Origin of the sequence: Pseudomonas sp. NCIMB 10586, assembly GCF_023127895.1 — a bacterium.
GTDB lineage: Bacteria > Pseudomonadota > Gammaproteobacteria > Pseudomonadales > Pseudomonadaceae > Aquipseudomonas > Aquipseudomonas synxantha_A.
Genome location: NZ_SPKQ01000031.1, coordinates 1 through 12,323, shown reverse-complemented (window position 1 = coordinate 12,323; position 12,323 = coordinate 1). Strand labels below are relative to the sequence as shown.

Here is a 12,323-nt window from a genome sequence, read left to right as displayed (position 1 = left end):
TTGAAAACCGTAAAGGGGACGCCGCTATGAACGTTATTTTGAAAGAATCGCTGATTGCAGGCCTGATCGGCGCAACCATGTCAGCCGTCATGTCTTTTTTGGTCAATCAGAACTTACCTCTTCCTCTTTCCTCTCTGGATAATTCAATAGCACATGGCATTACCGGACTTATCAGTGGTTTGATCAGCGCCTTTATGGGGGTGTTCATGGTACTTCGCAAAGTCAACAGATCGACGGCCAAATAACGTGCTTGTGTGCAGGTGCAGATAGCCATAACCACCACTCGTGATTAGCAATCTCAGACACCACAATGAAGTGGTACAGAGGGAACACCATGAACCACAACGAGCAAGACCTTTTCACCCACGCACCTCTGCTGACATTGACAAACCCATTGGGGTTGTACGATCCGAGTGGCAATGGGTACTCCCACATGGCGCAAATTGCTTCGGGCGCGCGGTTAGTATTTATCTCAGGGCAGGGCGGTGAAAACGCCAAAGGGGAGCTGGCCGCCGATTACGTAATGCAAGTACGGCAAGCGTTGGATAACCTGCAAATCGCCTTGGCTTCGGCAGGCGCACAGGTCAACCAGGTAGCCAAACTGACCGTGCTGATCGTTGATCACAACCATGATCGCTTGGCGATTTTCGGCAAAGCGCTGAGCGAAGTGTGGGGCGCATCGACAAAACCTGCTTGTACGTTGATCCCGGTACCGCGTCTAGCACTCGACGGTATGTTGTTTGAGATCGAAGCCATCGCAGTCATTCCTGACTGACTCAATGATACCGATAAGGAATGAAGCTCATGACTGTTCGTACTGCCGTGCTTGCCTTGCATTACCAGAACGAAGTGCTGCACCCCAAGGGGCGCATTCGCGTGGGGTTGGCTGAGAACGATCCGATGCGCGACCAAGTAATCGAGGCGGCCAGACGACTGCTTGCGGGCGCCCGTGAGAAAGAGCTACCGATATTGCATGTGCGCATTGCTTTTCGCCCCGATTATGCTGACTGTCCGAGGAATACGCCGATATTCCGTAAGACCGTGGAATTGGGCGCGGTGCGAAATGGAGAGTGGGGTGCGCAGTTCTTGGCGTCGCTTGCGCCGCAGCCGAGCGAGCGTGAGTTCGTGATGACGCACACACGTATCAGCGCGTTCAAGGGCACCTCCGTCGAGCAGACGCTACGTATGTTAGGGGTGGAGCACCTGATCGTTGCGGGCGTGGCTACGCATTCGGTGGTCGAGAATACCGTGCGCGAAGCTGCAGACCTGGGCTATGCCATCACGGTAGCCGCCGATGCCTGTGCGGCTGCAGCGTCGCACGTGCATCAAGCCGCGCTGTCCGCCATGGCGCTGATTGCTGATATCTCGACGGTGGCTGGCGCGCTACAGGCCGAGTGAAACTCTGCACGCTACGAAGGGCAGGGACGCTCGCTCCATGCCCTTTTCATGGGTTTGGGCCGGAGCGTTGGCGCGGCATCTGTGTCAGACGCAAGGCGTTGAGTACCACCGTCAACGAGCTGATGGACATGCCGACTGCGGCCCAGATGGGTGTGATCCAACCCAGGGCGGCGAACGGCAGCATGAGGCCGTTATACAGCGCCCCCCACAGCAGGTTCTCAATGATTATCCGACGTGTGCGCCGTGCCAGGCGGAAGGCTTGCACCAACGCATCCAGGCGGTTGGACAGCAGCACCGCATCGGCGCTGGTCTTGGCCAGGTCGGTGGCCGAGCCCATGGCCACGCTGATATCCGCAGCGGCCAGTACCGGTACATCGTTGACCCCGTCGCCGAGCATCAGAACTTTGCGGCCTTGGCGATGCAATTGTTGCAGCATTTGCAGCTTGTCATTCGGGCTCAGGCCGCCGCGGGCCTCGTCAATGCCCAGTTCGGTGGCGACGCTGGCAACCATTGGCGAGCTGTCGCCCGACAGCAGCAGCGTGGTCCAGCCACGCGCCTTGCAGGCGGCAAGCAGCGCGGGGGCGTCGCTGCGCAGGTGGTCGTCAAGGACCAGCCAGGCCAGCGGCCCTTGGCTATCGCCCAGCAGCAGCCATTGGCCGGCTTCATTCGGCATCGGCGGAACTGCACAAGCGCTCAGGTCACACACGAAGGCTGGCTGGCCGATGCGCAGGTGTTGCTCGCCCACTCGGCCCTCCAGACCCAACCCAGGTATGTTCAGCACGTGTTCGGCAGCCAGCGACGCACGGCCGAAGGCTCGGGCTATCGGGTGTTCGGAGCGGTTCTCCAGCGCGGCGGCCAGGCTCAGGCATTGCTGACTGTCGAGATCGCCCAGCGGGTGAATCGCACGCAAAGTCAAGCGGCCCTCGGTGAGCGTGCCGGTCTTGTCGAAAATCACCGTATCGATCTGATTCAAGCCTTCGAGTACATGGCCGCGAGTCAGCAGCAGGCCAAGTTTGTGCAGGGTGCCGGTGGCGGCAGTCAATGCGGTCGGTGTGGCCAGGGACAGGGCGCAGGGGCAGGTGGCGACGAGCATTGCCAGGACGATCCAGAAGGCCCGTGAGGCGTCCAGTTGCCACCAGAGCAAACCAATGGCGGCTGCAGCGATCAGCGAGAACAGCAGGAACCATTGGGCGGCGCGGTCGGCGATTTCGGCCAGGCGTGGTTTTTCGGTCTGGGCTCGCTCCAGCAGATGGACGATCGCGGACAGGCGAGTGTCCTGGCCCAGGGCCAGGACCTCCAAGGTCAGCGTGCCATCGACGTTGAGGGTGCCGGCGGTAACCGCGTCGCCCGGGCTGCGCGGTTGCGGCAGGTATTCGCCGGTGAGCAGGGATTCGTCGATGCTCGACTGGCCTTCGAGGATCTTGCCGTCCGCTGGCAGAATGGCGCCGGGATGCACCAGTACCTTGTCGCCCAGGCGCAGTTCGCTGAGCAGGATGCGTTGGCTCTGGCCGTCGGCGTCCAGGCGCAGGCACGAGGCCGGCAGCAGATTCACCAGGCGCGCGGTGGCGGCCGCCGTACGCTCGCGGGCTCGGCGTTCCAGGTAGCGTCCGGCGAGCAAGAACAAGGCGAACATACCCACGGCATCGAAGTACAACTCGCCGACTCCGGTAATCGCGGTCCAGATCCCGGCGATATAAGCGATCCCTATCGCCAGGGACACCGAGACGTCCATGGTCAGGTGGCGGGTGCGCAGGTCACGCAGGGCGCCTTTGAAGAATGGCGCGCAGCTGTAGAAAACGATGGGTGTGGTGAGAAACAACGCTACCCAGCGCAAAATCGTGTGCAACTCGGGGCTCAAATCCAAATTGAATTCCGGCCAGGTCGCCATGGTCGCCATCATCGCCTGGAACCATAGCAGCCCGGCAACACCCAACTGACGCAGGGCCAGGCGGTTTTCGCTGGCCAGTTGTTCGGACGCATGATCGGCCTGATAGGGGTACGCGGCGTAGCCGATCTGTCTGATCTCGTTAAGCACCTGGCTCAGGGGTAGCTGCTGGTCATCCCAGCGCACGTTCAAGCGATGGTTGGACAAGTTCAGTCGCGCTTCAGCCACCGCCGGCAGAGCGCGCAGGTGTTTTTCGATCAGCCAGCCGCAGGCCGCGCAGTTGATGCCCTCGATCATCAGGAGAGTTGTGGCCAGCTCACCCTCATGCTGGACGAAGTGTTGCTGTACATCTGCCCGGTCGTATAGCACTTGCTCATCCGGCAACTGCTTTGCCAACGTTTCGGGGTTGGTCGAGGCTTCACTGCGGTGGCCGTAGTAACCCTCCAGATTATTGGCAGCAATGGCTTGGGCCACGGCCTGACAACTCGCGCAGCAGAACTCGCGGGTCGTACCCAGGATGACTGCGGTATAGGGGCTGCCGACAGGCACGGGAAGGGTGCAGTGGTAGCAGGGAAGTGGCGTGCTCATCACGGTCTCCTGTCCTCGCACGGATCGCATCACTGCCAAACCAGCGGCATCTGGCTGCTTCGCGTTGAGGGGCGATGCTTCACTAGAAAAGGAGTTCACCCATGCCAGCTGCAAGTCCCCCGGTAAGGCTGCTTCGAAACGCTGGCTGGGCAAACGCTGTAACGCTGAGAGAGAAATGGGTCAGGTTGAGTCTCGGACTCTTGCCGGCCGTGGATTCGACTCTCGGCGATACCGGGATGCGGTTATTGCGTCGGTGTAACTGACAGGCTTTCTATGATCTCCTGCAGGCAGGTTAGAGGCGTAAAAAAGCCGCTTCGCGAAGTGGAGCACATCGATGCGAGCGGCCATGAGATAACTCAAAGGAGGAACCCCAAAAATACATGGGGGGATGAGCCAGCTTATGTAGGAAATTTCCCAGGGCTTTGCTCAAGTTGGAGTTGGTCAATGCGCCGCCATAGAAACCGGGCCGCAAAAAAGCCACCGAGTAGAATAAAGGCCAATTGCTTATCGCAACGCCTTTTTCAGCGCTCGGCCGTGATAGCCCGGGCTGGCAAGTTGGGTGTTGTAGCTCAATTGTGTTGGCGGCCAATCACACGTTCTATGGCGTCTTTGGTCTCGAGCAACGCGGCCTGAAAACGTTCGGCATGAACCTTTGCCCGCGAGGCCGGGGCCACGACCGTGATGGAGAAATTGCCCAGGTAGGTGCGGATGATGGTCGCGTAGGAGCAAATACCTTCGATGTACTCTTCCGTTTCCTGGGCGATGCCGCTGACACGGATCTGTTCCAATTCTGCCAGCAGGGCCTTTTTGTTCAGCGTGGTGCTTGTCAGCGCCGGCAGCTGTTTTGGCAGGATTGCTTCGAGGTCCTGAGATGACAGGTCGGCCAGGAGTATCTTGCCGCTGGACGTTGCAAACGATGGGGGGTTGATGCCGATTGGAAAAACAATGCGCAATTCCCGTTCAGCCACCACTCGATCGATCACATACACCTTGTCGCCGATCAAGGACGACAACGTCACCGACTCGTTCAACAACTGGCCAAGCTCGATCAGAAAGGGCTGAACCGATGAAATGATGTCGGTCTGGGTCTGGTTGATCAGCAAGCCCAATGCGGTCCCCAGCCGAAAGCCGCCCTGTGGGCCGATGGATTCAACCAGGCGTTCTTCTTCCAGGGCGGTAATGATCCGTTGCACCGTCGAGCGAGGCAGGTCGACGGCTTGTGCAATCGCCGCATGGCTCAAGCCCTTTGGGTTGTTTCCCAGTGCACGCATGACGGCGGCCGCCCGCGCAATGACCTGAATGCCACCGTTTTTTTGTTCCTGCTTGAGTGTCTCGTCGCTCATGTCTTATTCGCTCGCCTTTTTGCCGGGCGCCCATCTTACCCGATAGCGCCCTCTGGTCCTGGAGAACGCTACATTGGCGCACATGCTTGCGCAGTGTTTGAGCGCTTGCCAGGAGTTTTTGAGCAGCACGGATTGATTTTAGTGAATCGTATAGTGATACACTGTACCTTATCGTGGTTCACGTAACTTAATTTTCATGATCCTGGGGAGTGCTTCTGGTGAAGCTCAGATGGCCGTCACGTGCTGTACATATCCTTCCGCTCACCACTGCGTTATTGGTGGGCTGTAATCAATCCGAACAGGTTTCGACCGCCAGTGCTCCAGTGGAGGTTGGGGTTTATACGGTCAAGGCCGAGTCCTTGGTCATGACCACTGATCTGCCTGGGCGAACCTCGGCTTATCGCGTCGCGCAGGTACGCCCGCAAGTCAGTGGCATCCTGCAAAAGCGCCTGTTTGAAGAGGGCGCTCAGGTCAAGGAAGGGCAGCAGCTCTACCAGATTGATCCGGCGACCTATCAGGCCACTTTGGCCAGGGCGCAGGCCAACCTGGATACCGCGCAAAACCTGGCCAAACGCTACGCGAGCCTTTTGGAAACCAACGCGATCAGCCGTCAGCAGCATGACGACGCGCAAGCGGCGTGGAAGCAGGCCCTGGCGGATGTTCAGGTAGCCAGTATCAACGTGCAGTACACCAAGGTGCTGTCGCCGATCAGCGGGCGGATCGGGCGCTCTAACATTACTGAAGGTGCACTGGTGACGAACGGGCAGGGCACGGAACTGGCGACGGTCAACCAGTTGGACCCCATCTATGTCGATGTGACCCAACCTATTACCCGCATGTTGGCGCTGGAGCGTGCGCTGGAGTCCGGTAGCTTGCAGAGCACGGGCGCGGGGCAGGCACACGTCACCCTGACCCTTGATGATGGCAGTGCATACCCATTGCCGGGTACGTTGAAGTTCTCTGAAGTCAGCGTTGATCCCGGCACAGGCTCTGTGACTCTGCGTGCGGTGTTTCCTAACCCCAACGGTAAGTTGCTGCCCGGGATGTTCGTCCATGCACAACTTAAGGAAGGCGTGCGCGAGGCGGCCAAACTGGTGCCGCAGCAAGGCATCATTCGCGACAGCCGGGGCGTCGCCACGGCTTGGGTGATCAAGCCGGATGAGACTGTCGAGCTGCGTGAACTGCAAACCTTGCGCACCGTGGGTAATGCCTGGCTGGTCGGCAAGGGGATCGAAGCTGGAGAGCAAGTGGTCACCGAAGGGGTGCAACGCTTGCGCGCGGGAGCAAAGGTCAAGGCCAGCCCGGCCACTAACGTTGAGTTGATCAGCGACTTCAGCGCCACGACCGGCGAAGGGAGCTGATACCCATGTCCCGTTTCTTTATCGACAGGCCGATCTTTGCCTGGGTTATCGCCTTGATGCTCATGTTGGGGGGCGCGTTGGCGGTAATTTCGCTGCCGGTCAACCAATACCCGAATATTGCGCCACCCGCCGTGCAGATCACCGTGACTTACCCGGGTGCGTCGGCACAGACCGTGCAGGACACGGTGGTGCAGGTGATCGAGCAGCAGCTCAATGGCCTGGATGGCTTGCGCTACATCTCCTCATCCAGCAACACCGATGGCAGCATGCAGATCATCGTCACTTTCGATCAGGGTACCGACCCGGACATCGCGCAGGTGCAGGTGCAGAACAAACTGCAACTGGCCACTCCCATGTTGCCCGAAGAAGTCCAGCGCCAAGGCATTCGGGTGGTGAAGTATCAGGTCAACTTCATGTTGATTCTGGGGCTGGTCTCGACCGATGGCCGAATGTCGGACTTCGACATGGGCAACCTGATTGTCGCCAATCTCCAGGACCCTATTTCACGGACCAAGGGGGTCGGTGACTTTTTAGTCTTGGGTTCACAGAACGCCATGCGTATCTGGCTCGACCCAGGCAAGTTGAACAGCTATCAGTTGGTGCCCCAGGACGTCATGAGCGCGATTTCGGCGCAGAACGTCCAGGTGTCATCCGGGATGCTCGGTGGTTTGCCGGCGCGTAAAGGTATTGAGCTGTCGGCTACGATCATTGGCAAGACGCGCATGACCACCGTGGACGAGTTCCGCGAGATCCTGCTCAAGGTCAATCCCGACGGCTCGCAGGTGCGTATCAAAGATGTGGCCGAAGTGGGGCTTCAAGCGGAAAACTTTTCCATTTCCAGCCAGTTCAACGGTAAGCCTGCGTCGGGGCTTGCGTTGCGCCTTGCCACCGGTGCCAACCTGTTGGATGCGGTCGCGGCGGTCAAGAAAACCGCGGATGAGCTCAAGCCTTACCTGCCGGAAGGGGTCGAGATTGTATTCCCCTACGACACCTCGCCCGTGGTGGCAGCCTCGATCAAGTCGGTGATCTACACCCTGTTTGAAGCGATCGTGCTGGTGTTTCTGGTGATGTTCCTGTTCTTGCAGAACGTTCGGGCCACGCTGATTCCTTCGTTGGCGGTACCGGTGGTGCTGCTGGCCACGTTCGGCGTGTTGTTCGCCTTTGGTTTCACCATCAACGTGATGACCATGTTTGCCATGGTGCTGGCCATTGGTCTGCTGGTGGACGACGCCATCGTGGTGGTGGAGAACGTCGAGCGGATCATGGCCGAGGAGGGGTTGTCGCCTAAAGAGGCGACACGCAAATCCATGGACCAGATTTCCGGAGCCCTGGTGGGTATCGGCCTGGTGATTTCGGCGGTGTTCATGCCGATGGCGTTCTTCAGCGGCTCTGCGGGTGTGATCTATCGGCAATTCTCGATCACCATCATCGCCGCGATGAGCTTTTCGGTGCTGGTTGCCCTGATATTTACCCCTGCGCTGTGTGCCACCTTGCTCAAGCCGCACAAAGCCGGCGCGCACGAGAAAAAAGGCTTCTTTGGCTGGTTCAACCGCACGTTCGAAAAGAACACGCTGCGCTATGAGCGCAGCGTCAAAGGCATCCTCACGCGGCGCTGGCGCTTCATGGGTATTTACCTGTTATTGACCGTGGGAGCCGGGTTGCTGTTTACCAAGATCCCAATGGCATTTTTGCCTGACGAAGACCAGGGCATCATGGCGGTTCAGGTGCAACTGCCACAGAACGCCAGCGCAGAACGGACCGAAGACGTCCTGGGGCAGGTGCGTAAATTCCTGTTGGAAGATGAAGGCGTCGGCATTTCATCGGCCTTCACCGTGAACGGTTTCAACTTTGCCGGTCGCGGCCAGAGCAGCGGGATCGTGTTCGTGGCCTTGCGGCCGTTTGCCGAGCGTACATCGCCTGACCTATCGGTGTTTGCTATCGCCAAGCGCTTGAACGCGAAGTTTGGCTCGATCAAAGACGCCAACGTGATTGCCCTGGTGCCACCCGCGATCCTGGAGATGGGTAACTCGACCGGGTTCAACGTGTTCCTGCAGGACAACGGCAATGTCGGGCATGCCGGCCTGATGGCTGCCCGTAATCAGTTCCTGGGGTTGGCGGCACAAGATCCGACGTTGATGTTGACCCGGCCTAACGGCCTGGATGATGAAGCGCAGTACCAGGTCATCATCAATGATGAGCAGGCGCGGGCGCTGCAGGTGTCCATCGCCGACATCAACCAGACGATGTCGGTCGCCTGGGGCTCGGCCTATGTCAATGACTTCATCGACGGCGGCCGCGTCAAGCGGGTGTATGTGCAGGGTGATCAGGATTCACGCATCGCGCCTGAAGACTTCGACAAGTGGTACGTACGCAACGCACAGGGCGAAATGGTGCCGTTTTCGGCGTTCGCCACGGGCAAGTGGGTGTATGGTTCGCCGAAGCTGGAGCGCTACGGGGGTATCTCTGCCATCGAACTCCTGGGTACACCGGCCCCTGGCTACAGCACCGGTGATGCCATGGCAGCGGTTGAACGCATCGCGGCGCAGTTGCCGCCTGGCATCGGTATGTCCTACACCGGTTTGTCCTATGAGGAGCGACACGCGGGTGCGCAGGGGCCAATGCTGTATGTCCTGTCATTGCTGATTGTGTTCCTGTGCCTGGCCGCGCTGTATGAGAGCTGGACGATTCCGGTGTCGGTGCTGTTGGTGGTGCCACTGGGTATTCTTGGCGCTGTGTGCGCCACCTTGCTGCGCGGGCTGTCCAACGACGTGTTCTTTCAGGTCGGGATGCTCACCACCATGGGCTTGGCAGCGAAGAACGCGATCTTGATCGTGGAGTTTGCCAAAGACCTTTATGAGCACCAGGGACGCACGCTGGTCGAAGCCGCCGTGGAGGCTGCCCGCCTGCGTTTGCGGCCGATCATCATGACCTCGATTGCATTCATTATGGGCGTGTTGCCCTTGGCCCGGGCTGTCGGCGCGAGCAGCGGCAGCCAGCACTCCATCGGCACCGGCGTGGTGGGCGGTACGCTGGCGGCGACCTTCCTGGCGATCTTTTTCGTGCCGCTGTTCTACACGTTCGTCACCGGCCTTTTGAACAAAAAGAAAACACCGGATAACGCCCCGTCGGGAGAGCAAGCATGAGACTTAAAGCATTGACGCTCTGCGTTTGTATCGGACTTGGCGTGTCGGGGTGCAGCCTGATTCCGGAAAAGTCCTGGCTTGAAGTTCCTGCTGAAAATGCGTGGCCGCAAGGGGCTGCCTATGCCCAGCCCGGCATGATCGAGGCCAATGCACCTCGTGTGCTGTGGAATGACTTTTTCCGCGACGATGGGCTGCGACGGATGATCGCCGTGGCTCTGGAGAACAACCGGGATCTGCGTGTCGCGGCCCTGAATGTCCAGGCGTATCGTGCGCAATACCGGATCCAGCGCTCGGCGCTGTTTCCCTCTGTGGATATGAATGGCAGCGGCAACCGGCAGCGGTTGCCGGCTGATCTGTCGAGTACGGGGAGCGCCGGTATTCAGAGTCAATATGGGCTGAATGTCGGCATCACCTCTTATGAACTGGATGTATTTGGACGCGTCAGCAGCCTCAACGCGGCGGCCCTGGAAAATTACCTGGCCACCGCACAGGCACAGAACAGCATCCGTATCGGCTTGATCGCCGATGTGGCGAGCGCGTATCTGACGTGGCGTACCGACCAGGCGTTGCTTGAGCTGACCACCAGAACCTTTGATAGCTACAGCGTCAGCCTGAAGCTGATCAGCCAGGCGCATCGGGCAGGTACGTCTTCCGAGCTCGATGTGCGTCAAGCGCGCACTCAAGTCGACACGGCCAAGGCGCAAATGCTGCAATACACACGGCAAGTTGCCCAGGACGTCAACGCCTTGCGGCTGCTGCTGGGCGCCAACCTGCCGGATGATCTGCCCAATGGCACGCCACTGGAGGGCGCCGTCCTGGCAGATATACCCGTGGGCCTGCCGTCCGATCTGCTGCGCCACCGTCCGGATATCCTGCAGGCCGAGCACCAGTTATTGGCCGCGAATGCCAACATCGGCGCAGCTCGGGCGGCATTCTTTCCCTCGATCCGCTTAACTGCGACGGCTGGGTCGGCCAGCAGTGAGTTGGGTGACCTGCTCAATGGCGGCCAGGGCAGTTGGAGCTTTGCCCCGCAGATCAGCGTACCGATTTTCAATGGAGGACGGTTGCGTGCGAGCCTTGATTACGCCGAAATCCAGAAAGACATCAGCGTTGCCCAGTACGAAAAGAGCATCCAGACCGCGTTTCGCGAGGTAGCCGATGGCTTGGCAGCTCAGGGCACCTTTGGCAAGCAGTTGCAAGCCCAGCGTGATCTGGTGATGGACAGTCGCGCCTATTTCGATTTGGCGCAGCAGCGCTATGAAACGGGTGTTGACAGCCATTTGACCCTCCTCGATGCCCAGCGACTGTTGTTCACGGCCGAGCAAAGGCTGTTGAGTGATCAACTGCTTAAGCTGGACAGTCAAGTCCAGCTATACAAGGCGCTAGGCGGAGGTTGGGAGCCCTCTCAACTGATCAGTTCCGCTCGATAGTCACGTCAAAAAAACGGGCCAGCGTTGGCTGGCTCGTCAACGATCGCTATGAGTTTTCTCTCCTTTTTTCTGAAACGCCTGCTCGAGTCAGTCGTGATGCTGCTGGGAAATGTCCTACATATTGGCAGGAAATTTCTCACGAGTATGTGCACCGGTAAATGTCCGATCACCGCATGTGTGACCGGACGTTATTGGTTTGGCTGACCAGCCCTCGACGTTGTTTGAAGGGCGCTCAGTCCGATTTCTCATAGTTGGAGCGAAAGCACGTATGGCGCAGGTTAGTTTGATAGATATCAAATCTGGAAAACTGGTAGAGCAGGCAACGGGTAATTCCACCACCGTTGGCAGCCCCAGTATCGTAAAGATTTCGTTGAATCCTGAAACGCTGAAGTCTGCTTCGCGGGCTGGCGACGATTTGGTCATCGTGTTGAAGTCCGGTGAGCAGGTCGTGCTCAAGGGCTTTTTTGTTGTGGCGGCTGACGGTCTGCACAATGAGTTGGTGTTGGAAAACGAAGGGAAATTCTGGCACGCGACTTATGAGCCAAGCCAGGCATCACTTTCTTTAAAAGAGATTTCCAATGTAGATGAGCTGCTTGTGGAGGACGGTGACAACACCTTCATGTGGCTCCTTGGCGCACTTGGGCTCGGCGGCGTGGTGGCGTTGGCGACTCACAGTGGCGGCAGTGGGGGCGGTGGTGGTGGCGCAAACGCAGACGCTGCTGTCAGCGCTACCAAACCGTCTGCGCCTGTGATCAGTTTCGATACCCAGGCCAACAAGCTCGCTATCCAGGGCCGCCCTGGCGCTACATTTGAGGTCAAGGGGGAGGGTGGTCAGGTACTTGCCTCCGGCACGCTGGGTAATGATGGCCGTGTGCAGGTCGAGCTACCTTCAAGCGCCAGTCATCAAACTATCACCACGACTCAGACGGAGAATGGCCTTCAGTCTGATCCTTCCGTAGCACTCACCCTGCCGCTGATGAAGCCTACGCTGGGCACGCTAAATCCCGACACTGGGGAATTGCCGGTCACCGGCAAGCCAGGTGCGACCGTGCAGGTGCAAGACCAGAACGGCAACCCGATTGGCAACCCAGTCACTTTGGACGACAACGGTCAGGGCACCGTGACGCTGCCGGGCAACACCAGCGGCCAGCAGGTCGGTGTGGTGGTCAAGGACG

Annotated in this window: 9 protein-coding genes; 7 read left to right on the top strand and 2 right to left on the bottom strand. The window is 58.9% G+C overall.

Annotated features, from left to right (window positions below; all coding sequences use genetic code 11):
• Window positions 1-26: 26 nt before the first annotated feature.
• The 3 genes from E4P01_RS12595 (at window position 27) to E4P01_RS12585 (ending at window position 1,398) form a co-directional block, all read left to right on the top strand.
• Window positions 27-245, top strand: coding sequence for a hypothetical protein (locus E4P01_RS12595; protein ID WP_078820930.1), 219 nt, complete (start codon window positions 27-29; stop codon window positions 243-245).
• Between the two features lie 89 nt (window positions 246-334).
• The gene (locus tag E4P01_RS12590; RefSeq protein WP_078820929.1) at window positions 335-775 is read left to right on the top strand and encodes a RidA family protein; all 441 of its coding nucleotides are present in this window, start codon (window positions 335-337) and stop codon (window positions 773-775) included.
• A gap of 29 nt (window positions 776-804) precedes the next feature.
• Complete coding sequence (locus E4P01_RS12585; protein ID WP_216091121.1) at window positions 805-1,398, top strand: cysteine hydrolase; 594 nt, start codon at window positions 805-807, stop codon at window positions 1,396-1,398.
• A 46-nt stretch (window positions 1,399-1,444) separates the two neighbouring features.
• Here E4P01_RS12585 and E4P01_RS12580 read toward each other — a convergent pair whose 3' ends face one another.
• Window positions 1,445-3,871: a heavy metal translocating P-type ATPase gene (locus E4P01_RS12580; protein ID WP_078820927.1), complete on the bottom strand. Its 2,427-nt coding sequence runs from the start codon at window positions 3,869-3,871 to the stop codon at window positions 1,445-1,447.
• A gap of 569 nt (window positions 3,872-4,440) precedes the next feature.
• On the bottom strand, window positions 4,441-5,214 hold the full coding sequence (locus E4P01_RS12575) for an IclR family transcriptional regulator (RefSeq protein ID WP_216091122.1): 774 nt from the start codon (window positions 5,212-5,214) through the stop codon (window positions 4,441-4,443).
• A 275-nt stretch (window positions 5,215-5,489) separates the two neighbouring features.
• On the opposite strand from E4P01_RS12575, the gene E4P01_RS12570 reads away from it, so the two are divergent.
• The 4 genes from E4P01_RS12570 to E4P01_RS12555 all read left to right on the top strand — a co-directional run.
• On the top strand, window positions 5,490-6,575 hold the full coding sequence (locus E4P01_RS12570; protein WP_282442943.1) for an efflux RND transporter periplasmic adaptor subunit: 1,086 nt from the start codon (window positions 5,490-5,492) through the stop codon (window positions 6,573-6,575).
• Between the two features lie 5 nt (window positions 6,576-6,580).
• Window positions 6,581-9,718 (top strand): efflux RND transporter permease subunit, encoded by a 3,138-nt coding sequence (locus tag E4P01_RS12565; protein ID WP_216091123.1) that lies wholly within the window; start codon window positions 6,581-6,583, stop codon window positions 9,716-9,718.
• Complete coding sequence (locus E4P01_RS12560; protein ID WP_216091124.1) at window positions 9,715-11,148, top strand: efflux transporter outer membrane subunit; 1,434 nt, start codon at window positions 9,715-9,717, stop codon at window positions 11,146-11,148. Before E4P01_RS12565 ends, E4P01_RS12560 begins: the two co-directional genes overlap by 4 nt.
• Before the next feature lie 268 nt (window positions 11,149-11,416).
• The coding region (locus E4P01_RS12555) for a BapA prefix-like domain-containing protein (protein WP_248130026.1) at window positions 11,417-12,323 on the top strand (907 nt) is incomplete at its 3' end.